Source organism: Belnapia mucosa, assembly GCF_016775475.1.
GTDB lineage: Bacteria > Pseudomonadota > Alphaproteobacteria > Acetobacterales > Acetobacteraceae > Belnapia > Belnapia mucosa.
The window spans coordinates 154,139-178,188 of record NZ_JAEUXJ010000011.1; the positions used below are offsets into that span (position 1 = coordinate 154,139).

Genomic DNA, 24,050 nt, shown 5'->3' on the forward strand with positions numbered 1-24,050 from the left:
CTACAACGGAATTCAGCCCAGCCGGCGCAGGATGGCGCCGAGCCGCGCCACATCCTCCCGCGCCAGCGGGGCGAGGGTGGCGGCGGTGACGGCCCGTGCCCGCTCGACCCAGCCGGGCAGGGCGGCCAACGCCGCCGGGGTCAGCGCCACCCGCAGCAACCGGGCGTCGGCCGGATCCCGCTCCCGCACCACCAGGCCTCGGGCCATCAGCCGCGCCACCACGCCCTTCACCGTCGGCGGGTCCATGGCCAGCATCCGGCCGAGCAGGTTCTGCGACAGCGGCCCCCGCCGCCAGAGCGTGTGCAGCGTCGCGAATTGCATCGAGGTCGGGCCGTCCTCGCCCATGATTCCCTGGAACAGCGCCAGGTGCCGCTGATAGGCGCGGCGCAGCAGGTGGCCCACCTGCTCCTCCAGCAGATACTCCTCCGGCTGGTCCTCCATGGGGCCTCTCCGTGACGCCATTCGTTTCTAGGCTTACGAAGCGGGCGGGGCTAGACTCCCGGGCGGACGGGACCGAAGGGGGGGCAGGGGCGATGGCGGTCGAACAGGCAGCGGGTCCGGCCAAGGGCCGCACGCTGGTGCGCAATATCGGGCTGCTGCTCTCAGGCGATCTGGCGACGCCGATTCTCGATGCCGATGCGGTGCTGGTCGAGGATGGGCGGATCGCCGCTATCGGCCGCGGCGCGGAACTGGCGGCGCGCGGCCCCATGGATCTCGTCATCGATGCGCATGGCTGCGCCGTCTGCCCCGGCCTGGTGGACAGCCATGTCCATCCCGTCTTCGGCGACTGGACCCCACGGCAGAACCAGCTTGGCTGGGTCGAGAGCAACCTCCATGGCGGCGTCACCACCATGATCTCGGCCGGCGAGGTGCATCTGCCCGGCCGGCCGAAGGACATCGTCGGGCTGAAGGCACTCGCCATCACCGCGCAGCGCGCCTTCTTCAACGCCCGCCCCGCCGGGGTGAAGGTGCTGGCCGGCGCGCCGGTGCTGGAGAAGGGCATGGTCGAGAGCGACTTTGCCGAGCTCGCTGCCGCCGGCGTGACCCTGCTGGGCGAGGTCGGCCTCGGCAGCGTGAAGGCGGGCTATGAGGCGCGGGAGATGGTCGCCTGGGCCCGCAAGCATGGCATCCAGAGCACCATCCATACCGGCGGCCCATCCATCCCCGGCAGTGGCCTGATCGACAAGGACACGGTGCTGGAGGCTGATGCCGACATCATCGGCCATATCAATGGCGGCCATACCAGCCTGCCGGAGGGGCATGTCTGCGAGCTCTGCGAGCGCAGCAGCCGCGCCATCGAGCTGGTCCATAACGGCAATGAGCGGGTGGCGATCGCTGCGGCCCAGGCGGCGCGCGACCTTGGCCAGATGCATCGCGTCATCCTCGGCACCGACAGCCCGGCGGGCTCCGGCGTGCAGCCGCTCGGCATCATCCGCATGATCTCGCTGCTCGCCTCCCTCGGCGGCATCAAGCCCGAACTCGCCTTCGCCATGGCGACCGGCAACACCGCCCGCATCCGCAACCTCGATGCCGGGCTGATCGAGCCGGGCCGGGCCGCCGACCTCGTCTTCCTCGACCGTGCGCAGCACAGCGCGGGGCGGGACCTGCTCGACAGCATCGCGCTCGGCGATATCCCCGGCATCGGCGGGGTGATGATCGACGGCGCCATGCGCTGCGGCCGCAGCCGCAACACGCCGCCGGCGGAGCGGGTGCCGGAACTGCTCGGGCATTGAGGGGCCCGGTCCCCGGCTGGCGCCAGGGCCTTCGCAACGGGCTGCTCTTCGGGGTGCTGGCCCTCGGCGCGGTGGTCGCGCTGAATGCGGGGGAGCTGCCCGGGCTCGGCGCGATCCTGGCCGAGCTGCCGCTCGCGGTCGGCATCTCGCTCGCGGTGCATGTGCCGCAGATCCTGCTGACGGCGGCGGCCTGGCGGGCGCTGCTGCCCCCGGCCCAGCGGCCGCCCTTCGGCGCCATGGCGCTGCTGCGCTGGTATCGTGAATCGGCCAATGCGCTGGTGCCGGCCGGGGCGCTGGTCGGGCAGGCGGCGGCGGCGCGGCTGCTGGCGCGGCGCGGTGTGACGGGCGGGCTGGCCGGGGCGACCGCCACGGTCGATCTGACGCTGGAAGCCGTTTCCCAGCTTTTCTTCACCCTGGCGGGGGTGGCGCTGCTGCTGGGCCTCGGCGACGGGCCGGGTCTGCTCGGCTTTGCTGCGGCCGGGTTCGGCATCGCGCTGGCCGGGGCAGCGGCGATGGTGGTGCTGCAACGCCGCCTGCCGCTGGCGCTGCTGGAACGTGGCCTCGCACGGCTGGCGCGGCGCTGGCCGGCGATCGATCCGGGCGGCATCCACCGGCTGCAGGCGGCGATCCTCGCCCTGCATGCCGACTGGCCCCGGCTGGCCGCGGCGACCCTCTGGCATAGCCTCGCCTGGCTGCTGGGCGCGGTGGAGGTGGCCGGGGTCCTCGCCCTGCTCGGCCATCCGATCAGCCTGGCTGATGCATTGGTGATCGAGAGCCTGGCCCAGGCGCTGCGCAATGCCGGTTTCATGCTGCCGGGCGCCCTGGCGGTGCAGGAAGGGGCGATCATCGGCGCTGCGGCTCTGGTCGGGGTGCCGCCGGCCGCGGCCCTGGCGGTCGCCCTGGTGCGGCGGACGCGGGAGGTGGCGCTCGGCCTGCCCGGGCTTATCGCTTGGCAGCGGGCGGAAAGCGGGGCTATGCGATCCGCTGGATCGGGGGACTAGGCATGGCTGGTAAGGCTTCGAATGTGATCGACCTGCTGCGGCTGGTGCCGCGCGGGGGGCCGGCCATCTGCAATATTTCCGTCACCAATATGTGCAATGCAACCTGCGACTTCTGCAATTTCGCCCATGACAAAGGCTTCGTGACGCATCGGAGCTGGCTGGACGCCGCCCGCTTCACCGAGGCCCTGGGGCGGCTGCGGGAGCAGGCCGATGTGCGCTTCGTGACCTTCATGGGCGGCGAGCCGCTGCTGCATCCGAAGATCATTGAGATGGCCGAGGCGGCGACGGCGCATGGCATGCAGCCGACCCTCGTCACCAATGGCTGGCTGCTGCCGCCCAAGGTGGATGCCCTGGCGGCGAGTGGCATCACCACCCTCTTCATCTCGATCGACAGCGAGCATGCCGAACTGCATGAGAAGAATCGCGGGCTGAAGGGCGTCTGCGCGCGCATCCGCGAGGCCAATACCCGGCTGGCCGCCAAGGGCGTGACCGTCATCGCCAGCGTCGCCATGACCCGGCTGGTCAAGGACTACGAGGCGCTGGGGCGCTTCCTGAAGGAGCTGGGCTTCTCCGCCGTCACCTTCTCCTATCCGCGCAAGGCGGCGCTCGGCTCCAACTCCCTCGTCTATTCCGAGGATAGCGAGCTGGTGGACATGTCCCAGGCCGAGCTGCTGACCGCCTTCGAGGGGGTCGAGAAGGCCCGTGCGGTGATCCCGGTCCACAATCCACGCGCCGCCATCGCCGATATGCGCCGCCGGCTGACCGGCCAGGGCGAGCGCTTCATTTGCCATGCCGGCTACAAGTATTTCTACCTGGACTGGAATTACGATCTCTGGCGCTGCGAGGACTGGAAGGCGCCGATCGCGTCGCTCTGGGACTTCACGCCGGAGAAGGCGATGCGGGATGTCTGCCAGGCCTGCACCACCGACTGCTACCGCGATGCCAGCATCATGCTGCATTTCTCCGTCTCGATCGGCGATTCCTTCGCGCGGTTGAAGGAGGGCCGGCCGCTCGCGGCGGTGGCGGCGCTGGCGGACCGGCGTAATCTCGGCTCGCTCGGCGCCGTGATCGGCCATGGCGCGCGGCTGGCGAAGCTGGCGGGAAGGGGATAGGCGATGGCGGCGGTGATCCGGAAACTCGTGGTCCTGCTGGATGAGACGCGTCGGGAGATGGGGCGCGATCTGGCCCGGCCGATCCGCCGCGCCGTCGCCTGCGCCGTCATCGAGAATCCCTTCGCCGGCCGCTATGAGGAAGACCTGTCCGACCTCGTCGCCCAGGGCGAGGAGCTGGGCGCGCTGCTCGCCGCCCGCGCCATCGCCGCTCTCGGCATCCCGGGCGAGCAGGTCGAGAGCTTCGGCAAGGCCGCCGTGGTCGGGGAGGCGGGGGAGCTGGAACATGCCGCCGCCCTGCTGCACCCGAGGATGGGCGCCCCGGTGCGGGCGGCGCTCGGGAAGGGGCCGGCGCTGATCCCTTCGGCGAAGAAGGCCGGGAGCCCCGGCACCGCCATCGACGTGCCGCTCGGGCATAAGGACGCAGCCTTCGTCCGCAGCCATTTCGACGCGATCGAGGCGCGGATTCCGGACGCCCCGCGGGCGGGGGAAATCCTGCTCTGCCTGGCCCTCACGGATGGCGGGCGGCCGAGCCCGCGGATCGGCGGCCTCACCACCGCGGAAGTCATCGGCCAGGATGGGCTTCGCTAGGCTGTAACCCGCGCTCCGCCTTGCATTCGGCGCGGCCGCCAGCCATACCTAGCCGCAACGACGGCCAGAGGCGGCCGCGGCAGGGAGAGCGATCCGGGTGAGCGATTCCATCCTGGAAACAACGGGGCTGACCAAGGAATTCCGGGGATTCGTCGCCGTGAACGGCGTCTCCCTGCAGGTCCGGCGCGGCAGCATCCATGGGCTGATCGGCCCGAACGGCGCCGGCAAGACCACATGCTTCAACCTGCTGACCAAATTCCTCCAGCCGACCCGCGGCACCATCCGCTATGACGGCAAGGATATTACCGGCATGAAGCCGGCCGAGGTCGCGCGGCTCGGCCTGGTCCGCAGCTTCCAGATCTCGGCCGTCTTCCCGCATCTCTCGGTGCTGGAGAATGTCCGCGTCGCCCTCCAGCGGGAGCGAGGCGGCAGCTTCGACTTCTGGCGCTCCGACAGCCTGCTGCGGCGATTCGACGACCGCGCCATGGCGCTGCTGGAGGATGTCGGCCTCACCTCCTATGCCCGGATCCCGGCCGGCGAGCTGCCCTATGGGCGCAAGCGGGCGCTGGAGATCGCGACGACGCTCGCGATGGATCCAGCCATGATGCTGCTGGACGAGCCGACGGCCGGCATGACGCATGAGGATGTGGACCGGATCGTCGCGCTGGTGCGGCGCGTCTCGGCCGGCCGCACCGTGCTGCTGGTGGAGCACAACCTGAAGGTCGTCTCCGGCCTCTGCGACCGCATCACCGTGCTCGCGCGCGGGAGCGTCCTCGCCGAAGGCGACTATGGCGAGGTCTCCCGCAACCCCGATGTGGTCGCCGCCTATCTCGGCACCGAAGCCGCCCCGGAAGGAGCGATGGCCCATGGCTGAGACCCTGGAACGCGCCCGCCCCGCCGATGCCGGCACGCCGCTGCTGGAGGTCCGCGGGCTGGAGGCCTGGTATGGCGAGAGCCATATCCTGCATGGCGTCGATATCGACGTGAAGCCGGGCGAGGTGGTCACGCTGCTCGGCCGCAACGGCGCCGGCAAGACGACGACGCTCCGCGCCATCATGGGCCTGACCGGCCGCCGCGCCGGTAGCATCCGCTTCGAGGGGCGGGAGACGATCAACCTCCGCTCCGACCTCATCGGCCGGGCCGGGATCGGCTACTGCCCGGAGGAGAGGGGCATCTTTGCCAGCCTCAACGTTACCGAGAACCTGATGCTGCCGCCGGTGGTGAAGCCGGGCGGGCTCGACTTGGACACCATATACAAGCTCTTCCCGAACCTGAAGGAACGGGCGAACAGCCAGGGCACCAAGCTCTCCGGTGGCGAGCAGCAGATGCTGGCGATCGCCCGCATCCTGCGGACCGGCGCCAACCTGCTGCTGCTGGATGAGCCGACCGAAGGCCTCGCCCCGGTCATCGTCCAGCAGATCGGCGCCATGATCCGCGAGATCAAGGCGCGCGGATTCACCGTGCTGCTGGTCGAGCAGAATTTCCGCTTCGCCCAGACCGTCGCGGACCGCCACTATGTCATGGAGCATGGCCGCGTCGTCGATATGGTCCGGAACGAGGAGCTGAATGCCTCGCTCGGCCGGCTGCATGAATATCTCGGTGTCTGATCCCGCTTCCAGGAGCCTGTCCCGAATGTCGCTCGACCGCCGCAGCCTGCTGACCGGTGTTGCTGCCGCCCCCTTCGCCTTTGCCCGCGCCGCGCATGCGCAAGGGACGCCGACCATCAAGATCGGCGTGCTGAACGACCAGTCGGGCGTCTATCGCGACATCTCCGGCCCGACCTCGGTCGCCTGCGTGCGCCAGGCGATCCAGGATTTCGGCAGCCATGGCTTCAATGTCGAAGTGCTGGTCGGCGACCACCAGAACAAGCCCGATGTCGGCAGCAACATCGCCCGGCAATGGATCGACCGCGACGGCGTCGATGTGCTGGTCGATGTGCCGAACAGCGCCGTCGGCCTCGCGGTCAATGGCGTCGCGCGGGAAAAGAACAAGGTCTATCTGAACTCGACCTCGGCCACCGCGGACCTCACCGGGGCGCAGTGCTCGCCGAACACGATCCACTGGACCTACGACACCTATATGCTGGCGAAGTCGACCGGCGGCGCCATGGTGAAGGCCGGCGGCGATAGCTGGTTCTTCATCACCGCCGACTATGCCTTCGGCCATGCGCTGGAGCGGGACACGACGAATTTCGTCAAGTCGGCCGGTGGCCGCATCGTCGGCGGCGTGCGCCATCCGCTGAGCAATACCGACTACTCCTCCTTCCTCGTGCAGGCGCAGTCCTCCCGCGCCAAGGTCATCGGCCTCGCCAATGCCGGTGCCGATACGGTGAACACGGTGAAGCAGGCGGCGGAGTTCGGCATTACCCGGCGCGGCACCAAGATCGCCGTGCTGCTGATGTTCTTGAACGACGTGCATGCGCTCGGCCTCCAGGCGGCGCAGGGCCTGGTCCTGACCGAGACCTTCTATTGGGACCTCAACGACCGGACCCGCGCCTTCACCAACCGGGTGAAGCCGCATCTCGCCGGCTCGATGCCCGCCATGTCGCATGCCGGCTGCTACAGCGCGGTGCTGCACTACCTGAAGACGGCGGCGGATATGGGCGCGGCCCAGGCCAAGGCCGATGGCGCCGCGACGGTCACCCGGATGAAGGCGATGCCGACCGATGACGACTGCTTCGGCGCCGGCCGCATCCGCGAGGACGGCCGCAAGCTGCACCCCGCCTATCTGTTCGAGGTGAAGACGCCGGCCGAGAGCAAGGGCGCCTGGGACTACTACAAACTGCTGCAGACCACCCCGGCCGATGAGGCCTGGCGGCCGCTGAACGAAGGCGGCTGCTCGCTCGTCCGCAGCTAGAGGATCGCAGGATACGGGAGACCGGGCGGCAAAGAACCGTCCGGCCCCGCCAACAGGGGGACGGACCGATGGAGACGACGCGCAGAGGTTTGCTTGGGACTGGTGCCGCCGCGGCGGCCGTGACGGCGCTGCCGCGGTTGAGCCGCGCCCAGGCGGCGAACACGATCCGCATCGGCGTGCTGAACGACATGTCCGGCACCTACAAGGACAATACGGGCCCCAGCTCGGTCGCCTGCGCGCAGCAGGCGATCGCCGAGTTCGGCCAGCAGGGCTTCAATGTCGAGCTGATCTTCGCCGACCATCAGAACAAGCCCGATGTCGGGGTGAACCTGGCGCGCCAATGGTACGACCAGGGCGTTGACATGATCCTCGACGTGCCGACCTCCTCGGTCGGGCTCGCGGTGAACAACGTCGCCCGCGAGAAGAACAAGGTGAACATCAATTGCGGCTCGGCGACCTCGGACCTGACCGGGGCGCAATGCGCGCCGACCATGGTCCACTGGTCCTACGACACCTACATGCTGTCGAAGTCCACCGGCGGCGCCATGGTGAAGGCCGGCGGTGACACCTGGTTCTTCATCACCGCCGACTACGCCTTCGGCCATGCGCTGGAGCGCGACACCAGCAATTTCGTCAAGTCCGCCGGTGGCCGCGTGCTCGGTGCGGTGCGCACGCCCTTCCCGGCGACGACCGATTTCTCCTCCTTCCTCGTTCAGGCGCAGAGCTCGCGCGCCAAGGTCATCGGCTTCGCCAATGCCGGATCCGACACCATCAACTGCGTGAAGCAGGCGGCGGAATTCGGCATCACCAAGCGCGGAACCAAGCTCGCCGCCATGCTGATGTTCATCACCGATGTGCATTCCATCGGGCTCGAGACGGGGCAGGGTCTGGTCTGCACCGAGAGCTTCTACTGGGATCTCAATGACCGCACCCGCGCCTTCACCCAGCGCGTCCTGCCGAAGATGCCCAATCTCTACCCGAACCAGATCCATGCCGGCTGCTATTCCGCGACGCTGCACTACCTCCGCGCCGTGCAGGCGATGGGTGTCCCGGCTGCCAAGGCCTCTGGCACCGAGGTCGTGAACCGCATGAAGGCGATGCCGACCGAGGACGATGCCTTCGGTGCGGGCAGCATCCGCGCCGATGGGCGGAAGCTCTGTCCTTCCTACCTGCTCGAGGTGAAGTCGCCGGCCGAATCCAAGCGGCCCTGGGACTACTACAAGGTGCTGCAATCGACGCCGGCCGAGGAGGCCTTCCGCCCACTGAACGAAGGCGGCTGCTCCCTGGTCCGCGGCTGAGGAAGAGAGGAAACCGATGAGCCCGACCCGTCGTAGCCTGCTGACCGCCTCGGTCGGTGCCACCTTGATGCCGGCCCTGCCGAGGCTCGGCCGTGCCCAGGCCGCCAACACCATCCGCATCGGCGTGCTGAACGACCAGTCCGGCACCTACCGGGACATCTCCGGCCCCTATGGCGTGGAATGCACCCGGCAGGCGGTCCAGGAATTCGGCAACAAGGGCTTCAACATCGAGGTTCTCTCGGCCGACCATCAGAACAAGCCCGATGTCGGCGCCAATATCGCCCGGCAATGGTACGACCAGGGCGTCGACCTGATCATCGACGTGCCGACCTCCTCGGTCGGGCTCGCGGTGAACAATGTCGCGCGGGAGAAGAACAAGGCCTATATCAATACCGGCTCCGCGACTTCGGACCTTACCGGCGCCCAGTGCAGCCCGACCACGGTGCACTGGATGTACGACACCTACATGCTGGCGAAGTCCACCGGCGGCGCCATGGTGAAGGCCGGCGGCGATAGCTGGTTCTTCATCACCGCCGACTATGCCTTCGGCCATGCGCTGGAGCGCGACACCACCAACTTCATCAAGGCCGCCGGCGGCAAGGTGAATGGCGGGGTTCGCTATCCCTTCCCGGCGACGACCGATTTCTCCTCCTTCCTGGTGCAGGCGCAGTCCTCGCGCGCCAAGGTGATCGGCCTCGCCAATGCCGGCGCGGATACGATCAACAGCATCAAGCAGGCGGCGGAATTCGGCATCACCCGGCGTGGCGTGAAGCTCGCCGCGCTGCTGATGTTCCTGCCCGACGTGCATGCGATCGGGCTGCAGACGGCGCAGGGCCTGGTGCTGACCGAGAGCTTCTACTGGGACCTCAACGACCGCACCCGCGCGGTGTCGGAGCGGCTGAAGCCCCGGCTGAAGGACATCAAGCCGAACATGGCCTCCATCGCCAACTACTCCTGCACGCTGCACTACCTGAAGGCGGTGGCGGATATGGGCGTGGCGGCGGCCAAGGCCTCCGGCGTCGATGCGGTCAACCGCATGAAGGCGATGCCCTGCGACGATGATGCCTTCGGTCCCGGCCGCATCCGCGAGGATGGGCGGAAGCTTTGCCCCTCCTATCTGTTCGAGGTGAAGTCGCCGGCCGAGAGCAAGGCGCCCTGGGACTACTACAAGCTGCTGCAGACCACGCCCGCCGAGGAGGCCTACCGGCCGCTGAACGAGGGCGGCTGTTCCTTCATCCGGAGCTGAACCGCATGACGCTGCACCGCCGCGACCTGCTGCTCGCCGGGGCCGGCCTGGCCGTTTCCGGTCGCGCCCGGGCGCAGGCTGCGCCGCTGCGGCTCGGCGTCCTCACCGACATGTCCGGCCCCTATCGCGACCTGACCGGGCCGGGCAGCTTCGCCGGCGCCCGCCAGGCGGCCGAGGAATTCTCGGCCGCCACGGGCATCGCGGTCGAGGTCATCGTCGGCGACCATCAGAACAAGCCGGATGTCGGCGCCAATATCGCCCGGCAATGGTTCGACCGCGAAGGTGTCGAGGCGGTCATTGACCTGCCGAACAGCGCCGTCGCGCTCGCCGTCTCCGGCATCGCGCGGGAGAAGAACAAGGTGGTGCTGGGCTCCGGCGTGGGCTCCACCGTCTTCACCGGTGCGCAATGCAGCCCGAACAGCATCCAATACACCTACGACACCTATATGCTCGCCAAAGGCACTGGCGACGCGCTGGTGAAGCAGGGCGCCGATAGCTGGTATTTCATCACCGCCGACTATGCCTTCGGCCATGCGCTCCAGGCCGACACCACCCGCTTCGTCGAGGCGGCCGGGGGCAAGGTGCTCGGCTCCGCCCGCTATCCCTTCCCGGCGACGACCGACTTCTCCTCCTTCCTGCTCGGGGCGCAATCCGCCCGGCCGAAGGTCATCGGCCTCGCCAATGCCGGGGCCGATCTCGTCAACTGCATCAAGCAGGCCCGCGAATTCGGCCTGATGCGGGGCGGGGTGAAACTGGCCTGCCTGCTGATGACGGTGGTGGACACCATCTCCCTCGGCCTGCCGGAGGCCCAGGGGCTGCTCATGACCGAGAGCTTCTACTGGGACCTCAACGACCGGACCCGCGCCTTCGCCGAGAGGGTGAAGAGCAAGCGGCAGGGCGGGGTGGTGCATGCCTCCTGCGCCGGCTGCTACGGCGCCACGCTGCATTACCTGAAGGCGGTGAAGGATCTCGGCCTTGAGCGCGCCCGCGCCTCCGGCCTCGAGGTGGTGGAGCGGATGAAGGCGATGCCGACCGATGACGACTGCTTCGGTCCCGGCCGCATCCGCGAGGATGGCCGGAAGCTGACGCCCGGCTATCTGTTCCAGGTGAAGTCCCCGGCCGAGTCCCGCGGGCCCTTCGATGTGCATAAACTCGTGGCGACCACCCCGGCGGAGGAGGCAGCCCGCCCCCTCGCCGAGGGCGGCTGCCCCTTCGTCCGCAGTTAGGACCTAGCTAGGATCGGGCCATGGACAGCTTCCTCGACCTCATAGAAACCATCAGCGGCAGGCCGGCCCCCCTGCTGTTCGGGCAGTTGCTGCTCGGCCTCATCAACGGCGCCTTCTATGCGATGATGTCGCTGGGGCTGGCGGTGATCTTCGGCCTGCTCAACATCATCAACTTCACCCATGGCGCGCAGTTCATGATGGGCGCCTTCGCGGCCTGGATGCTGCTGGAATGGGCCGGGCTGAACTACTGGTGGGCGCTGGTGCTGGTGCCGATCGTGATCGGCTTCACCGGCGTGGTGATGGAGAGGCTGATGATCAGCCGGCTCTACAAGCTCGATCACCTCTATGGCCTGCTGCTGACCTTCGGCCTCGGCCTCATCATCGAGGGCGTGTTCCGCAACCAGTTCGGCTCCTCCGGCCTGCCCTACCGCATCCCGGACCAGTTGCAGGGCGCCTGGGATCTCGGCTTCATGTTCCTGCCCGTCTATCGCGGCTGGGTGGTGATCGCGGCCCTCATCCTCTGCCTCGCGACCTGGCTGGTGATCGAGAAGACGCGGCTCGGCGCTTATCTGCGGGCGGCCACTGAGAATGCGCCGCTGGTCCAGGCCTTCGGCGTCAACGTCCCCCGCATGGTGACGCTGACCTATGGCTTCGGCGTGGCGCTGGCGGCCATCGGCGGGGTGCTGGCGGCGCCGATCTACTCCGTGAACCCGCAGATGGGCACCAACCTCATCATCGTGGTCTTCGCCGTGGTGGTGATCGGCGGGATGGGCTCCATTCTGGGGTCGATCATCACCGGCTTCGGCCTCGGCATCGTCGAGGGGCTGACCAAGGTCTATTATCCGGAAGCCTCCGCCACCGTGATCTTCGTCATCATGGCGATCGTGCTGCTGGCACGTCCCGCCGGCCTGTTCGGGAGGGCCTGACATGGCCGATTCCACCGCCATCACCGCCAATGCCATCCCGGCCACGGACCGGGAGGATCATGGGGTTTGGGGCTTCTCCCGGGCGCAGTTCGGCGCGCTCGGGGTCATGGTCGTCTTCCTCGCGGTGGCGCCCTTCCTGCTCTACCCCGTCTTCCTGATGAAGCTGCTCTGCTTCGCCCTCTTCGCCTGCGCCTTCAACCTGCTGATCGGCTATGTCGGGCTGCTGAGCTTCGGCCATGCGGCCTATTTCGGCATGGGCGGCTATCTGGCCGGCTATGCCGCTAAGGCCTGGGGGCTGACGCCGGAGATCTCCATCATCATCGGCGGCGCGACCGCGGCGGCGCTCGGCGCGGTCGCGGGTTGGGTGGCGATCCGCCGCCAGGGCATCTACTTCGCGATGATCACCCTGGCGCTGGCGCAGATGATCTACTTCTTCTGCGTCCAGGCACCCTTCACCGGGGGCGAGGACGGCATCCAGGCCATCCCGCGTGGCCGGCTGCTGGGCTTCCTGCCGCTCGACCGCGACCTGACCCTCTACTGGGTGGTGGCCGGCATCTTCCTGCTCGGCTTCCTGATGATCCACCGGATCATCCATTCGCCCTATGGCATGGTGCTGAAGTCGATCCGCGAGAATGAGCCGCGCGCGATCTCGCTCGGCTACCGGACGGATGACTACAAGCTGCTGGCCTTCGTCCTCTCGGCGGGGCTGGCCGGCGTCGCCGGTGCGACCAAGTCCATCGTCTTCGGCATCGCCACCCTCACCGATGTGCACTGGTCGATGTCGGGCGAGGTGGTGCTGATGACGCTGGTGGGCGGGCTCGGCACGGTCTTCGGCCCAGTGGTCGGCGCCGCGGTGATCGTGACCATGCAGAACTACCTGGCCGAGCTCGGCGCCTGGGTCACGGTGATCCAGGGCGTGATCTTCGTGATCTGCGTGCTCGCCTTCCGCCGTGGCATCGTCGGCGAGATCGCCAACCTGCTGAAGGTGAAGCTCTGAGGCTGGGAAGGGGGGCTGCGGCCCCCCGTCCTATTCGGCCTTGAGATAGGGCTCGACCACGCCCTTCAGCCGGATCGTCATCGGGTTGCCCTTGCGGTCGAGCGTCTTGCCGACCGCGACGCGCACCCAGCCCTCGCTGACGCAATATTCCTCCACATTGGTCTTTTCGGCGCCATTGAATCGGATGCCGATGCCGCGCGAGAGCAACTCCGCATTGTGGAAGGGGCTGCGGGGGTCGGTCGCCAGGCGGTCTGGCAGGGTCTCGGTCATGGCTGGGTCTTCCGGCGAATGGGTGATCGGGCCGGGTTGATAGCCAGCCCGGCGCCCGCCGCCAACCCGATCAGGCCGCCAGCTCCCGGCTCCGGTCCCAGAGATTGGGCAGCGCCGTGTTGTGGTAGCCCGAGATGAAGCGGCGCTGCTCGCCCGTCGCCGGGTCGAAGACGCTGCGGGCGACGGCGCCGATATTCCCGCCATAGCAGTGGATGCTGATGCTGGTGCGGTCGGCGAAGGCGTTCTCGACCACATGGATGTCATAGGTATCGGCAGAGACGGGCACCACCTCGCCCGGCCGCAGCCGGTCCACCCGGCCCGGCAGCATCGGCCCGCCTGCCGGATTCGGCTGCATCTCGGTCGAGACTTCCTCGCCGCGCAGCATTCCGACCAGGCCCCAGACGGTGTGGTTGTGGATCGGCGTGCGCTGGCCCGGGCCCCAGACGAAGCTGACGACGCAGAAGCGTTCCGCCGGGTCGCAATGCAGCAGGTATTGGCGGTAGGTCGGGCCGGCCTCGGCCATCGCCTCCGGCAGCCAATCATCCTGGGCGATCAGGCCTTGCAACAGCTCAGCCCCCTCGGTCAGCCAGCGGCGCTCATCGGCTTCCGCATCGGCCAGCCGGGTCATGGCCTGGATGAAGCCGCGCAGCCTGATCAGTCCTGACATGTCAGTCTCTCCCTCAGGCTGCACAGCCTATCGCGGCGGCGGAGATTTGGAACGATTTTCCCGCAGTATCGCTTGAGGCGGGTAGGAGGGTCCGAGATGACTCCGGAATTGCTGGTCTTCGCCGATGACGGCACCATCCCCAACAACCCGCGCCTACCGGCGCTGCTCTACCGCGCCGCCCTGCCGCCGGGGCAGCCGGAGGCGGCCGAGGCGCTCTTCGCCCGCCATGGTTGGCCGCCGGCCTGGCGCAACGGCATCTACCCCTATCACCACTACCACCCGAATGCGCATGAGGCGCTGGCCATCGCCCGCGGCCGGGTGCGGGTGATGCTGGGTGGGGAGGGCGGACAGGCCCTCGACCTCGAGGCGGGGGATGTCGTCGTGCTGCCGGCCGGCACCGGCCATCGCAATCTCGGCGCCAGTCCGGACCTGCTGGTCGTCGGCGCCTATCCGCCGGGGCCGGAGCCGGAGGAGTATCGCGGCCGCCCCGGCGAGCATGACCGCGCCATCGCCGCCATCCCTGCCGTGCCCGATCCGGAGCGCGAACCGGTCACCGGCGGCCCCTGGCCGCTTTGATCCCGGCGTGACAGGCTCCACCCCCATGGAGGAGGAGCCTGCCATGGATGATGTCTTCGAGATCATGCACACCACCCGGGCCATGCGCCGGCTGAAGCCGGACCCGGTGCCGGATGCGCTGATCGCCAAGATCCTCCGCGCCGGCGCCTCGGCCGCCAATGGCGGCAATACTCAGCGCTGGCGCTTCCTCGTGGTGAAGAATCCCGAGATCAAGAAGGCGGTGCAGGTCTGGTACAAGCGCGCCTATGACGAGGTGATCGGACCGCGCTATGCCGGCAGCGCGCCGCCGCCCGGCACAACGGCCGAGCGCTATGCGCGCCAGCATGCCGCCGTCGAATACCTCACCGAGCATTTCCACGAGGCGCCGGTCTGGATCGTTGCCTGCATCGCCGAGGAGAAGCCGACACGGTGGTCCGGCGCCTCGATCTACCCCGCGGTTCAGAACATGCTGCTGGCGGCCCGCGCCCTCGGCCTCGGCGCCACGCTGACGACGCGTCACCTGCTGTTCGAGAAGGAAGCGGAGGCCGCGCTCGGCTTGCCGCCCGGCGTGCATTCCTATGCGATCCTGCCCATCGGCTATCCGATGGGCCGCTTCGGCCCGGTGGGCCGCGGCCCCCTCCGGGACATCACCTTCCTCGACCGCTGGGGCGAAAATTGGGACATCCCGGAGGAAGCGTGACGGGCTACTCCGCGACCAGCACCACCCGTCCGGTGATCTTGCCTTCCTTCAGCCGGTGCAGCACGGCATCGGCATTGCGCTGGGGCTGGTTCTCGACCGGGATGGGCGGGATCTGGCCCTTCTTGGCGATGTCGATCAGCGCCCGCAGCTCCTTGACGTTGCCGACATAGCTGCCCTGGACGGTGAGCGCCCGGATCGGCATGAGCGGCAGCGGGATGTTCATCTCGCCGCCGAACAGCCCGACCTGGACCAGCTTGCCGCCCTTGCGCAGTGCGTCGAAGGCGAAGCGCGCGGTCTGGGTGCCGTTCACCAGGTCGACCACGCCCGCCACCGGCCCGCCGCAGGCCTCGACGACGCGCTGGGTCGTGTCTTCGCCCGAGGCGAGCACGGTGTCGCTGGCGCCCTGCTTCTTCGCCGCGGCCAGCTTGTCCTCGGCGACATCGACGACGCAGATGCGGCGATGGCCGAGCGCCTTCAGGATGGCGATAGCGTTCAGCCCGAGACCGCCGGCACCGACCAACACGATCGGCTCATCCGGCTCCATCGGCATCAGCTTGTTCACCGCGGAATAGACGGTGACGCCCGAGCAGGCATAAGTCGCGGCGAGTGAAGGATCGATGCCCTGGATATCGATCAGGTGCTTCACATGCGTCGCCAGCACATGCGTCGCATAGCCGCCATTCTGGTAGACGCCGAGGCTGCGCCCGTTCGGGCACATATTCTCCTCGTCACGCTGGCAGATGGCGCATTTGCCGCAGCCGACCCAGGGGTAGACGACGCGGATATCGCCCACCTTGCTGCCCTGATTCGACGCTTCCGGTCCGAGCTTCACCACACGGCCCACGATCTCATGCCCCATGGCGAGGGGCAGCGTCACGCCACGATCGGTCAGCCGCATCTTGCCGCGGCTGCCGAGGTCGTATTCGCCTTCCCAGATATGCAGGTCGGAATGGCAGACGCCGGCATGCGTCACCTCGAGCAGTACCTCGGCGCCCTTCGGCTCCGGCGTCGGCAGCTCGATCTCCTGCAATGGCTTACCCGTCTCGACCACGGCCCAGGCGCGCATGGATTGATCCTCCTTCTTGGCTGCCCCGATGGGACAGCGGCGCGGAGCGGCGGTCAAGCGGGGCATCAGTCGGCGCGGATGTCCCGCTCCCGGACGATACGCCCCCATTGCGCGATCTGCCGGTCAAGGAAGGCGCCGAACTCTGCCGGGGAGGAGGCGACAACGTCGACGCCCTGTCCCTCCACCAGCCGCTGCTTCACCACCGGCTCGGCGAGGCCAGCCGCCAGCGCCGCATGGAACCGGGCCAGCACCGGCGCCGGCATCCCGGCCGGGCCGAGCATCCCCCAGAAGGCCTCCGCATCGAAATCGGGGAAGCCCGACTCCGCGATGGTCGGCAGGTCCGGCAGGGAAGGCGAGCGCCGCGCTCCGGTCTGCGCCAGCGCCCGCAGCCGCGTCCCGACCTGCCCGCCCAGCCCGACGCGGGAAGCGATCGCGAGATCGACCTCGCCGGCGATGGCCGCCGTCGCCAGCGGCCCGCCGCCGCGATAGGGCACATGGGTCAGCTTGAACCCGCCGCGTTGCTGCAGCACCTCCATCGAGAGATGCGCCAGGCTGCCGGCGCCGACCGTGCCATAGGTGATCGCCTCCGGCCGCGCCTTGGCCGCCGCCATCAGCTCGGCCACGGATCGCCATGACCGCCCGGCCGGCGTCGTCAACAGCATCGGCGCGGTGGCGACAAGCATCACCGGGGCGAAGTCCCGCCGGGCGTCGAAGCCGGCCGAGGGATTCAGCGCATTCACCGTGGCATGGCTGTCGAAGACCAGGACCCAGCTGCTGCCGTCCGGCGCCGCCCGCGCTGCCGCACCGGTGCCGAGTGCTCCGGCCGCGCCGGAGCGGTTCTCGACCACCACCGGCACGCCGAGATCGGCCTGCAAGGCGGGCACCAGCAGCCGGGCGATGGTGTCCACGCTGCCGCCGGGCGGGAAGGGGGCAATGATGCGGATCGGGCCGCTCGGCCAGGCCTCGGCCCGAGCCACGGCGGGCAGGGCGAGTCCTGCGAGGAGTGCGCGGCGGTGCATCAGTCGGGCCGGATGCCGTTCTCGCGCACCACCTGGCCCCAGGTGGCGATCGCCCGGTCCAGGAAGGCGGCGAACTCGGCCGGGCCCTTGGGATCGACATCGACGCCGAGCGTCCCGGTCAGGCGGTCCCGCACCGCCGGCACCGCCAGCGCCTCGCGCAGTGCCGCCTCGAAGCGGGCGCGGATCGGCGCCGGGGTGGCGGCCGGGCCGAGCACGCCCCAGAAGGCCTCCGCCGTCACCGGCACGCCGAGCTCCGTCAGGGTCGGCGCCTCCGGCGCAACCGAGGAGCGCTTGGTCCCGGTGCTGGCCAGCGGTCGGATGCTCTTCGCTTCCAGCTGCGGCACGAAGATCGTCCCGGTCGCCGTCGGCAGGTCCACCTCACCCGAGGAAGCGGCGACGCCGAGTGGCCCGCCGCCGCGATAGGGGACATGCACCAGGCTGATCCCCGCCGCCTTCTCCATCAGCTTCATCGTCAGATGCGCGAGCGAGCCATTGCCGATGGTGCCGTAGCTGATCGTATCCGGCTTCGCCTTGGCGGCGGCGACCACCGCGGCGAAATCCCGCCAGGGCCGGGTGTGGAAGGCGGTGATCACCATGGGCGAGGTGCCGATCAGCAGCACCGGCGCCAGATCCTTCTGAGTGTCGAAGCCCATGTTGGGGATCAGCGCCGGGTTCACCGCATGGGTATCGAAGACCAGCACCCAGCTATTGCCGTCGGGGGCCGAGCGCGCGACGTCCCGCGTCCCGATTGAGCCCGAGGCGCCGCCCCGGTTCTCCACCACCACCGGCACGCCGAGCGCCGCCGAGAGATGCGGCTGCAGCAGGCGGGAAATGGCATCGACGCTGCCGCCGGGCGGGAAGGGGGCCACCAGCCGGATCGGCCCGCTCGGCCAACTGGGCTGGGCGATGGCTGGCGCCGCCAGGGCAAGGCCGGCGGCGAGCGTCGTGCGGCGCGTGAGCATGATATGACGAAGCCTCCCGTTGTTGCGCCTTTCGTGGCGAAAACCGCGCGCCCGTCAAGCGCGGCGCATGGACGGCTGCGACCGCCCGGCCTAAATTTCCGAGAGCCAAGCAAGAGCCATCGGGGGGATTACTGATGCTGCGCCGCCATTTATGGACGCTCGTCCTGTTGCCGCTCGTCGCCTGCGCCGGTCAGGGCGAGGCACCGGTCACCGCTGCGCCCTCGCGCCAGTCCGTGCTCGATGGCGCGCTGCGCCAGCAGGTGGAGGGCGGCAAGGTCGCGGCGATCTCCGCCATGATCATCCGGGCGGATGGCGAGGTACTGTATCAGGGTGCCTATGGCCCGCGCGTGCCAGGCGCGACGGAGCCGGTCGGGCCGGACAGCCTGTTCCGCCTCGCCTCCATGACCAAACCCGTCACCAGCGTCGCGGTGATGACGCTGGTCGAGGATGGCAAGCTGCGGCTGGACGACCCGCTGGCGAAATACCTGCCCGAATTCCGCAGCCTCCGCGTGCGCGAGGCGAATGGCCGGCTGGTGCCGGCGCGGCAGCCGACCATCCGCGACCTGCTGCGGCACATGGCCGGCTTCTCCTACAATTTCCTCAATGTCCCCGGCATCGTTGAGGCCTATGGGCGGGAGGGCGTGGATGACGGCCTTGCCGCGCCGGGCCGCACGACGCGCGACAATATGCGCCGCCTCGCCCGCGCGCCCCTGCAGGCGCAGCCCGGCACGCTCTGGGCCTATTCGCTGGCGACGGATGTGCTCGGCGCGGTGGTGGAGCGGGTCACCGGACGGCCGCTCGACGCCTATATCCAGCAGCGCATTGCCGGGCCGCTGCGCCTGACCAGCTTCGCCTTCCATGTGCCGGAAGCCCAGCGCGGGCGGATGGTGACGGCGGTGCAGCCGGCCGATGGCGGGCTGCGGCCGATCCGCTCCGGCGAGCGCATCCCCTATACGCTGTCGCGCGGCACCTGGGTCGCCGATCCGGAACGCGCCTTCAGCCGCATCGCCTATCCCTCGGGCGGCGCCGGTGCCACCGCCACCATCGGCGACTATGCCCGCTTCACGCGCATGCTGCTGAATGGCGGCGAGCTGGATGGCGTGCGGATCCTGAAGCCGGAGACGGTGGCGGAGATGACGCGTGGCCAGACCGGCGGCCTGCCCGTCAGCCTGCGCGGCTCCGGCTACGACTTCGGCTATGGCTTCAGCGTGGTGAGCGACCCGGCCACGGCGAAGACCCGCCAGCCTGCCGGCACCTATGGCTGGGGCGGCATCTATGGCACCGGCTTCTTCGTCGACCCGGTGAACCGGCTGGCCACCATCGTCATGACCCAGACCGCGACCAATGGCGGCGCCGCGGCGAATGAGGTGCGGGAGGCCTTCTACGGCACCATAAATCAGTAGGAAGGAAGGGGCGGCCTAGACCGGCCGCCCCGGGGGCCGCCCCGTTGTCCCGCCCGAGGCCCGCGCCGCGGTCAGCACGCGGCGGATCTCGCCCTCGGCCTTCTCCAGCTCCTTCGTCGCGCTGGCGCGCTGCGACTGGGCCTCGTTGGCGATGCGCAGGCTGTCCTCGATGGTCGCCACGAGCGAGGCATTGGCCCGCTTCACCGCCTCGATATCGAAGACGCCGCGCTCGATCTGCTGCCGGGCCTCCAGGTTGCCCTGGCGCAGCCGCTCGGCATTGCCGGTCAACAGCTCGTTCGTCAGGTCGGTCGCCTCCTTCAGCGTCCGCCCGGCCTCGCGCATGTTCTGGATGGCCAGCGCCTGGGCCAGCTGCTGGCGCCAGAGCGGCACAGTATTGGCGATGACACTCTGGATCTTGGAGGCAAGCGCCTTGTCGTTCTCCTGGATCAGCCGGATCGAGGGCAGGGCCTGCATCGCCACCTGGCGCGTCAGGCGCAGGTCGTGGACGCGCCGCTCCAGCTCGTCGCGGGCGGTGCGCAGGTCGCGCAGCTTCTGCGCCGCGGTGGAATCGCCGCCCTCCACCTCCTTCGCCATGGCGGGGATGGCCTCCCGCTCGACACGGCCCAGCACATGCTCGCCGGCGGCGATATGATCGCCGAGGGCATGGAACCACTCCAGCGTCGCGGCATAGAGCCGCTCCAGCTTCTCCACATCCTCGAGCAGCCGGGTGCGATGGGTATCGAGCTTGTCGCCCACCGCCTCGACCTGGCCCTTGATGCTCTCGTAGCGCTGCAGCACCCGCGCCGTCTCGGCCTTGGCCTTGCCGAAAAGGCGTCCCAGCAGGCCCGGCTGTTCGCCGAGGCCGCGCATGTCGAAGCCGCGCAGCGTGCCGATCAGGGTCGAGAGGGTGACGCCTGCCTCGCCGGCCTCCCGGTTGCGGGCGCCTTCCAGCATCGCATCGGCGGCGACGGTGGCGCGGTTCTGCGCCTCCTGCCCGAAGCGGAGGATGCTGGCCGGGTCGCCGATATCCAAATTCGCCGCGAGCCGCGTCACTTCCGCCTCGCGCGGCGGCAGGATCGGTTCCAGCTCCGTGGTCTTCTCGGTGGTATCGCTCATCGGAAGCCCTCCTCGCGCAGTCGGTCGGACAGCACCTTCACCTGGATCTCCAGCGCCGCGCTCTCTTCACGCGTCAGCCGCTCGCGCAGTTCCCCGGCGGTGCGGGTCAGCTCGTCGAGCAGCGAGGGCAGGCCGGGGGGTGGCGCCGCACCGGCCTCAAGCCGGGCAGCGATCCGCTCCAGCCCGTCCAGATGCACCGCGAGGAAGCGGCGCGCCTGGGGCAGCCGGTCGGGATGCGCCGTGAGATCGTCCAGCACGCCCTCCATCGCCTCGGCCACGCCCTGCAATTTCGGGTCGGCGCGGCGCGTCGCCAGTGCCTCGATCCGCGCCAGCCGGGCCCGGCTCTGCTCGATCGGGCCGGGCGGGGCCGGGGGCGCCGCCGGGAGCTCGGGCGGCGGCGGGGGAGGGGTCTCGGGCAGGGCCTGATACATCATCCGCGTGCCGAACAGCGCGCCGGCCGCCATCAGCAGGGACATCGGGGTGCCGAGATGCCCGGCCATATTGGCCGCCAGCCCGGTGCCGACCGCCATAAGCCAGGCGGCCTTACGGGAATCGCCCTGCCGCCCGCGGCGCAGGGCGCGGGCCGCGAGCAGGCTCAGGCCGAAGCCGAGCGCTGCGCCGGTGACCGAACGCTCCTGCCCGTCAATGGCGAAGACCAGCGCCGCCGGCAGCAGCGGCGAGGCGAAGATCGGCAACGCCAGCCCGCGCCAGCGGGTGCGCACGCCGATCCAGGCACCGAGAGCCCGGTCGAGCATCAATCGAACAGCCCGATGATGCTGCTGAACAGGGCGATGATGCCGGTCAGCCAAGTGGTGGCGGTCAGCAACACGCCGCCCCAGGCCCAGACCAGCGGGGTGGTGAGCGGGGGAGAGGCGGCGGGGGTTACGTTGCGTTCTGGCATGGCAGGTCGTTACATCGCCCCCGGGCCGGTCCGGATCAAGCGGCCCCATGCAACGGAACGTGACGGAGGGACGAATTCCATGGACCAGGTGGCAGTGGTGGGGGCAGGCCTGATCGGCCGCGCCTGGGCCATGGTCTTCGCCCGGGCCGGTGTGCCGGTCCGTCTCTGGGACAAGATGCCGGGCGTGGCCGAGGGGGCGCTCGCCCTCATCGCCGAACGCCTGGCCGACCTCCGGGCCGCAGGGTTGGTGACCGAGGCGCCGGAGGCCATCGCGGCCCGGATCACCGCCGCCCCGACAATCGCCGATTGCGTCGCCGGCGCCACCCATGTGCAGGAGAACGGGCCGGAGCGCCTTGCGCCCAAGCAGGAGCTCTTCGCCGAGCTGGACCGGCTCTGCGGCCCGGAGGTGGTGCTCGCCTCCTCGACCAGCGGCATCCCGGCCAGCGAGTTCACCGGGAACCTCGCCGGCCGCGGCCGCTGCCTGGTCGCCCATCCGGTGAACCCGCCCTATCTGGTCCCGCTGGTGGAGCTGGTCGGCGCCCCCTGGACCGACCCCGACGTCGTGGCCCGGACGCGGGCGCTGATGGCCCGCGTCGGCCAGGTCCCGGTGGTGGCGCTGAAGGAGACGCGCGGCTTCGTCCTCAATCGCTTGCAGGCGGCCCTGGTCGCCGAGGCCTTCCGCATGGTCCGCGACGGCGTCATGTCGGTCGAAGATGTCGATGCCTGCGTCAAGGACGGGCTCGGCCTGCGCTGGTCCTTCATGGGCCCCTTCGAGACCATTGATCTCAACGCCCCGGGCGGCGTCGCCGATTATGCCGAGCGTTTCGGCCCGCTGATGGGCGGCATCACCGAGGAGCAGACGCCCTTCGATTACGATGCCGCGACAGTCGGCCGCGTGGCGGAGGAGCGCCGCGCCGCCCTGCCGCTCGGCTCCATCGAGGAGCGCAGCGGCTGGCGCGACCGCCGGCTGATGGCGCTGATCGCGCATAAGCGCGGCCAGGCAGGTTAGCGGCGATGATCGACGAGATCCTGTCGGCCGCCGTCGCCCGTGGCGATGTCGTGGGCGCCGCCGCGACGGTCGGCAATGCGGCCGGCACGCTGTATGAGGGCGCGGCCGGCTTCCGTGGCGGCGAGGCGCCGATGGCGGCGGATACCGTCGCCTGGATCGCCTCCATGACCAAGGCGATCACCAGCGTCGCCGCCCTGCAGCAGGTGGAGGCGGGGCGGCTGAGCCTGGACGGGCCGATCGCCGAGGTGCTGCCGGAACTCGCCGCGCCGCAGGTGCTGGAAGGCTTCACCGAGTCCGGCGAGCCGATCCTGCGCCCGGCGCGGGGCGCGATCACGCTGCGGCAGCTCCTCACCCATACCGCCGGCTTCGGCTACGACACCTGGCAGCCGAAGATCGGCCGCTATGCCAAGCTGCGCGGCATCCCGCCCATGGGTAGCTGCCGGCGCCTAGCGCTGACGGCGCCCTTGATCGCCGATCCCGGCACCGCCTGGAATTACGGCATCGGTATCGACTGGGCCGGGCTGGCGGTGGAGGCCGTCACCGGTCGCCGCCTGGGCGAGGCGATCCGCGAGGGCATCACCGGACCGCTCGGCATGGTGGATACCGGCTTCCGCCTGGGCGAGGCGCAGCGGGCGCGGCTTTCGGCCATGCATGCCCGCGGCGCCGATGGCTCGCTGACACCGATCCGCTTCGAGGTGCCGCAGGAGCCGGAATTCGAGATGGGCGGCGGCGGGCTGTACGGCACCGCGCGGGACTATCTCTGCTTCTGCCGCATGGTGCTGAATGGCGGGACGCTGGACGGCGCCCGGATCCTCTCGCCGGAGACGGCGGCGGCGCTCGGGCAGAACCAGATGGGGACGCTGCTGGTGCAGCGGATGGAAAGCTGCATCCCCGGCGCCTCGCACCATGCGGAATTCTTCCCCGGCCAGCCGAAGCGCTGGAGCCTCGCCTTCATGCTGAACGAGGCGGCGCATCCCGAGGGCGGCCGCGCCGCCGGCAGCATGGCCTGGGCCGGGCTCGGCAATACCTATTACTGGATCGACCCGCTTCACGACCGGGCCGGCGTGCTGGTGACCCAGAGCCTGCCTTTCGCCGATCCGCGCGTGCTGGCGCTGCTCGCGGATTTCGAGCGGGCGGTTTATGCCGCATAGGGCCCTGCGCAGGCCGCGGCCGGCAGGTTAGGATCAGTGGGGTCACAACCCGGAACCCGGACCCCGCATGCTCATCCGGCAAGGCGATGCCAGGCCGCTGGCCGCCGACCGCAACCTTGCTTGCATCCTCGCTTTGGCGGCGGGGGCGCTGAACACGGTCGGCTTCGTAATTACCCACCCCCGGACTTTTGCGGCTGAGTGGTCAGGCCGTGACGGTCGTCAGGATGGTACCGAATACGCTGGCGTTC

At 69.5% G+C, this 24,050-nt stretch carries 26 protein-coding genes and 1 pseudogene; 18 read left to right on the top strand and 9 right to left on the bottom strand.

Annotated features, from left to right (window positions below):
- Nucleotides 1-12: 12 nt before the first annotated feature.
- Nucleotides 13-441, bottom strand: coding sequence for a MarR family winged helix-turn-helix transcriptional regulator (locus JMJ55_RS22055; RefSeq protein ID WP_236033917.1), 429 nt, complete (start codon nt 439-441; stop codon nt 13-15).
- A gap of 92 nt (nt 442-533) precedes the next feature.
- On the opposite strand from JMJ55_RS22055, the gene JMJ55_RS22060 reads away from it, so the two are divergent.
- The 12 genes from JMJ55_RS22060 to JMJ55_RS22115 all read left to right on the top strand — a co-directional run bounded on the left by JMJ55_RS22060 (nt 534) and on the right by JMJ55_RS22115 (nt 12,983).
- A complete protein-coding gene (locus tag JMJ55_RS22060) occupies nt 534-1,733 on the top strand; it encodes an amidohydrolase family protein (RefSeq protein WP_202827763.1) in 1,200 nt (399 codons plus the stop codon).
- Nucleotides 1,730-2,734, top strand: a complete 1,005-nt coding sequence (locus JMJ55_RS22065; protein WP_202827764.1) for a lysylphosphatidylglycerol synthase domain-containing protein — start codon at nt 1,730-1,732, stop codon at nt 2,732-2,734. Before JMJ55_RS22060 ends, JMJ55_RS22065 begins: the two co-directional genes overlap by 4 nt.
- Before the next feature lie 2 nt (nt 2,735-2,736).
- Entirely contained in the window at nt 2,737-3,846 is a 1,110-nt protein-coding gene (locus JMJ55_RS22070) for a radical SAM protein (protein WP_202827765.1), read from the top strand.
- Between the two features lie 3 nt (nt 3,847-3,849).
- Entirely contained in the window at nt 3,850-4,434 is a 585-nt protein-coding gene (locus tag JMJ55_RS22075; protein WP_202827766.1) for an amino acid synthesis family protein, read from the top strand.
- 97 nt (nt 4,435-4,531) lie between these two features.
- Nucleotides 4,532-5,308, top strand: coding sequence for an ABC transporter ATP-binding protein (locus JMJ55_RS22080; protein ID WP_202827767.1), 777 nt, complete (start codon nt 4,532-4,534; stop codon nt 5,306-5,308).
- Nucleotides 5,301-6,041, top strand: a complete 741-nt coding sequence (locus JMJ55_RS22085; protein WP_202827768.1) for an ABC transporter ATP-binding protein — start codon at nt 5,301-5,303, stop codon at nt 6,039-6,041. Before JMJ55_RS22080 ends, JMJ55_RS22085 begins: the two co-directional genes overlap by 8 nt.
- Before the next feature lie 25 nt (nt 6,042-6,066).
- A complete protein-coding gene (locus JMJ55_RS22090; RefSeq protein ID WP_202827769.1) occupies nt 6,067-7,290 on the top strand; it encodes an ABC transporter substrate-binding protein in 1,224 nt (407 codons plus the stop codon).
- Between the two features lie 68 nt (nt 7,291-7,358).
- A complete protein-coding gene (locus tag JMJ55_RS22095) occupies nt 7,359-8,588 on the top strand; it encodes an ABC transporter substrate-binding protein (RefSeq protein WP_202827770.1) in 1,230 nt (409 codons plus the stop codon).
- Between the two features lie 16 nt (nt 8,589-8,604).
- Nucleotides 8,605-9,834 carry an ABC transporter substrate-binding protein gene (locus JMJ55_RS22100; protein WP_202827771.1) on the top strand — a complete coding sequence of 410 codons (1,230 nt, stop codon included), beginning with the start codon at nt 8,605-8,607 and terminating at the stop codon, nt 9,832-9,834.
- Nucleotides 9,835-9,839: 5 nt separating this feature from the next.
- Entirely contained in the window at nt 9,840-11,060 is a 1,221-nt protein-coding gene (locus JMJ55_RS22105; protein ID WP_202827772.1) for an ABC transporter substrate-binding protein, read from the top strand.
- A 20-nt stretch (nt 11,061-11,080) separates the two neighbouring features.
- Entirely contained in the window at nt 11,081-11,986 is a 906-nt protein-coding gene (locus JMJ55_RS22110; protein ID WP_202827773.1) for a branched-chain amino acid ABC transporter permease, read from the top strand.
- 1 nt (nt 11,987) lies between these two features.
- The gene (locus tag JMJ55_RS22115; RefSeq protein ID WP_202827774.1) at nt 11,988-12,983 is read left to right on the top strand and encodes a branched-chain amino acid ABC transporter permease; all 996 of its coding nucleotides are present in this window, start codon (nt 11,988-11,990) and stop codon (nt 12,981-12,983) included.
- 30 nt (nt 12,984-13,013) lie between these two features.
- On the opposite strand, the gene JMJ55_RS22120 is transcribed toward JMJ55_RS22115, so the two are convergent.
- Together JMJ55_RS22120 and JMJ55_RS22125 are read right to left on the bottom strand one after the other, a co-directional pair.
- Nucleotides 13,014-13,253 carry a DUF3297 family protein gene (locus JMJ55_RS22120; protein ID WP_202827775.1) on the bottom strand — a complete coding sequence of 80 codons (240 nt, stop codon included), beginning with the start codon at nt 13,251-13,253 and terminating at the stop codon, nt 13,014-13,016.
- A gap of 70 nt (nt 13,254-13,323) precedes the next feature.
- Nucleotides 13,324-13,920 carry a cysteine dioxygenase family protein gene (locus JMJ55_RS22125; protein ID WP_202827776.1) on the bottom strand — a complete coding sequence of 199 codons (597 nt, stop codon included), beginning with the start codon at nt 13,918-13,920 and terminating at the stop codon, nt 13,324-13,326.
- 96 nt (nt 13,921-14,016) lie between these two features.
- Here JMJ55_RS22125 and JMJ55_RS22130 point away from each other — a divergent pair, with 96 nt between their 5' ends.
- On the top strand, nt 14,017-14,496 hold the full coding sequence (locus JMJ55_RS22130; RefSeq protein WP_202827777.1) for a cupin domain-containing protein: 480 nt from the start codon (nt 14,017-14,019) through the stop codon (nt 14,494-14,496).
- A 43-nt stretch (nt 14,497-14,539) separates the two neighbouring features.
- Entirely contained in the window at nt 14,540-15,175 is a 636-nt protein-coding gene (locus JMJ55_RS22135) for a nitroreductase family protein (RefSeq protein ID WP_202827778.1), read from the top strand.
- A gap of 4 nt (nt 15,176-15,179) precedes the next feature.
- On the opposite strand, the gene JMJ55_RS22140 is transcribed toward JMJ55_RS22135, so the two are convergent.
- The 3 genes from JMJ55_RS22140 to JMJ55_RS22150 all read right to left on the bottom strand — a co-directional run bounded on the left by JMJ55_RS22140 (nt 15,180) and on the right by JMJ55_RS22150 (nt 18,222).
- Nucleotides 15,180-16,241 (bottom strand): alcohol dehydrogenase, encoded by a 1,062-nt coding sequence (locus JMJ55_RS22140; protein ID WP_202827779.1) that lies wholly within the window; start codon nt 16,239-16,241, stop codon nt 15,180-15,182.
- A 65-nt stretch (nt 16,242-16,306) separates the two neighbouring features.
- The gene (locus tag JMJ55_RS22145) at nt 16,307-17,260 is read right to left on the bottom strand and encodes a tripartite tricarboxylate transporter substrate-binding protein (RefSeq protein WP_202827780.1); all 954 of its coding nucleotides are present in this window, start codon (nt 17,258-17,260) and stop codon (nt 16,307-16,309) included.
- Nucleotides 17,260-18,222, bottom strand: a complete 963-nt coding sequence (locus JMJ55_RS22150; RefSeq protein ID WP_202827781.1) for a Bug family tripartite tricarboxylate transporter substrate binding protein — start codon at nt 18,220-18,222, stop codon at nt 17,260-17,262. The genes JMJ55_RS22145 and JMJ55_RS22150 overlap by 1 nt, the downstream gene beginning before the upstream one ends.
- Before the next feature lie 134 nt (nt 18,223-18,356).
- On the opposite strand from JMJ55_RS22150, the gene JMJ55_RS22155 reads away from it, so the two are divergent.
- Entirely contained in the window at nt 18,357-19,625 is a 1,269-nt protein-coding gene (locus JMJ55_RS22155; protein ID WP_202827782.1) for a serine hydrolase domain-containing protein, read from the top strand.
- Nucleotides 19,626-19,640: 15 nt separating this feature from the next.
- On the opposite strand, the gene JMJ55_RS22160 is transcribed toward JMJ55_RS22155, so the two are convergent.
- The 3 genes from JMJ55_RS22160 to JMJ55_RS22170 are packed head-to-tail and all read right to left on the bottom strand — an operon-like array spanning nt 19,641 to nt 21,642.
- The gene (locus JMJ55_RS22160; RefSeq protein ID WP_202827783.1) at nt 19,641-20,741 is read right to left on the bottom strand and encodes a toxic anion resistance protein; all 1,101 of its coding nucleotides are present in this window, start codon (nt 20,739-20,741) and stop codon (nt 19,641-19,643) included.
- The gene (locus JMJ55_RS22165; protein WP_202827784.1) at nt 20,738-21,496 is read right to left on the bottom strand and encodes a hypothetical protein; all 759 of its coding nucleotides are present in this window, start codon (nt 21,494-21,496) and stop codon (nt 20,738-20,740) included. Before JMJ55_RS22165 ends, JMJ55_RS22160 begins: the two co-directional genes overlap by 4 nt.
- On the bottom strand, nt 21,496-21,642 hold the full coding sequence (locus tag JMJ55_RS22170; protein WP_202827785.1) for a hypothetical protein: 147 nt from the start codon (nt 21,640-21,642) through the stop codon (nt 21,496-21,498). Before JMJ55_RS22170 ends, JMJ55_RS22165 begins: the two co-directional genes overlap by 1 nt.
- Nucleotides 21,643-21,721: 79 nt before the next feature.
- Here JMJ55_RS22170 and JMJ55_RS22175 point away from each other — a divergent pair, with 79 nt between their 5' ends.
- The 3 genes and pseudogenes from JMJ55_RS22175 to JMJ55_RS31080 form a co-directional block, all read left to right on the top strand.
- Nucleotides 21,722-22,651 carry a 3-hydroxyacyl-CoA dehydrogenase gene (locus tag JMJ55_RS22175; RefSeq protein WP_202827786.1) on the top strand — a complete coding sequence of 310 codons (930 nt, stop codon included), beginning with the start codon at nt 21,722-21,724 and terminating at the stop codon, nt 22,649-22,651.
- A 5-nt stretch (nt 22,652-22,656) separates the two neighbouring features.
- Nucleotides 22,657-23,802, top strand: coding sequence for a serine hydrolase domain-containing protein (locus tag JMJ55_RS22180; protein ID WP_202827787.1), 1,146 nt, complete (start codon nt 22,657-22,659; stop codon nt 23,800-23,802).
- A 67-nt stretch (nt 23,803-23,869) separates the two neighbouring features.
- Nucleotides 23,870-24,050: pseudogene (locus JMJ55_RS31080) on the top strand (hypothetical protein); the annotation flags it as partial.

Bases quoted from the DNA above. Each gene is read 5' to 3' on its own strand.
- JMJ55_RS22120 (WP_202827775.1), bottom strand. From the start codon at position 13,253: ATGACCGAGACCCTGCCAGACCGCCTGGCGACCGACCCCCGCAGCCCC.
- JMJ55_RS22140 (WP_202827779.1), bottom strand. From the start codon at position 16,241: ATGCGCGCCTGGGCCGTGGTCGAGACGGGTAAGCCATTGCAGGAGATC.
- JMJ55_RS22170 (WP_202827785.1), bottom strand. From the start codon at position 21,642: ATGCCAGAACGCAACGTAACCCCCGCCGCCTCTCCCCCGCTCACCACC.
- JMJ55_RS22110 (WP_202827773.1), top strand. From the start codon at position 11,081: ATGGACAGCTTCCTCGACCTCATAGAAACCATCAGCGGCAGGCCGGCC.
- JMJ55_RS22055 (WP_236033917.1), bottom strand. From the start codon at position 441: ATGGAGGACCAGCCGGAGGAGTATCTGCTGGAGGAGCAGGTGGGCCAC.
- JMJ55_RS22155 (WP_202827782.1), top strand. From the start codon at position 18,357: ATGCTGCGCCGCCATTTATGGACGCTCGTCCTGTTGCCGCTCGTCGCC.
- JMJ55_RS22115 (WP_202827774.1), top strand. From the start codon at position 11,988: ATGGCCGATTCCACCGCCATCACCGCCAATGCCATCCCGGCCACGGAC.
- JMJ55_RS22165 (WP_202827784.1), bottom strand. From the start codon at position 21,496: ATGCTCGACCGGGCTCTCGGTGCCTGGATCGGCGTGCGCACCCGCTGG.
- JMJ55_RS22150 (WP_202827781.1), bottom strand. From the start codon at position 18,222: ATGCTCACGCGCCGCACGACGCTCGCCGCCGGCCTTGCCCTGGCGGCG.
- JMJ55_RS22070 (WP_202827765.1), top strand. From the start codon at position 2,737: ATGGCTGGTAAGGCTTCGAATGTGATCGACCTGCTGCGGCTGGTGCCG.
- JMJ55_RS22075 (WP_202827766.1), top strand. From the start codon at position 3,850: ATGGCGGCGGTGATCCGGAAACTCGTGGTCCTGCTGGATGAGACGCGT.
- JMJ55_RS22135 (WP_202827778.1), top strand. From the start codon at position 14,540: ATGGATGATGTCTTCGAGATCATGCACACCACCCGGGCCATGCGCCGG.
- JMJ55_RS22105 (WP_202827772.1), top strand. From the start codon at position 9,840: ATGACGCTGCACCGCCGCGACCTGCTGCTCGCCGGGGCCGGCCTGGCC.
- JMJ55_RS22180 (WP_202827787.1), top strand. From the start codon at position 22,657: ATGATCGACGAGATCCTGTCGGCCGCCGTCGCCCGTGGCGATGTCGTG.
- JMJ55_RS22095 (WP_202827770.1), top strand. From the start codon at position 7,359: ATGGAGACGACGCGCAGAGGTTTGCTTGGGACTGGTGCCGCCGCGGCG.
- JMJ55_RS22160 (WP_202827783.1), bottom strand. From the start codon at position 20,741: ATGAGCGATACCACCGAGAAGACCACGGAGCTGGAACCGATCCTGCCG.
- JMJ55_RS22175 (WP_202827786.1), top strand. From the start codon at position 21,722: ATGGACCAGGTGGCAGTGGTGGGGGCAGGCCTGATCGGCCGCGCCTGG.
- JMJ55_RS22145 (WP_202827780.1), bottom strand. From the start codon at position 17,260: ATGCACCGCCGCGCACTCCTCGCAGGACTCGCCCTGCCCGCCGTGGCT.
- JMJ55_RS22090 (WP_202827769.1), top strand. From the start codon at position 6,067: ATGTCGCTCGACCGCCGCAGCCTGCTGACCGGTGTTGCTGCCGCCCCC.
- JMJ55_RS22125 (WP_202827776.1), bottom strand. From the start codon at position 13,920: ATGTCAGGACTGATCAGGCTGCGCGGCTTCATCCAGGCCATGACCCGG.
- JMJ55_RS22085 (WP_202827768.1), top strand. From the start codon at position 5,301: ATGGCTGAGACCCTGGAACGCGCCCGCCCCGCCGATGCCGGCACGCCG.
- JMJ55_RS22100 (WP_202827771.1), top strand. From the start codon at position 8,605: ATGAGCCCGACCCGTCGTAGCCTGCTGACCGCCTCGGTCGGTGCCACC.
- JMJ55_RS22130 (WP_202827777.1), top strand. From the start codon at position 14,017: ATGACTCCGGAATTGCTGGTCTTCGCCGATGACGGCACCATCCCCAAC.
- JMJ55_RS22060 (WP_202827763.1), top strand. From the start codon at position 534: ATGGCGGTCGAACAGGCAGCGGGTCCGGCCAAGGGCCGCACGCTGGTG.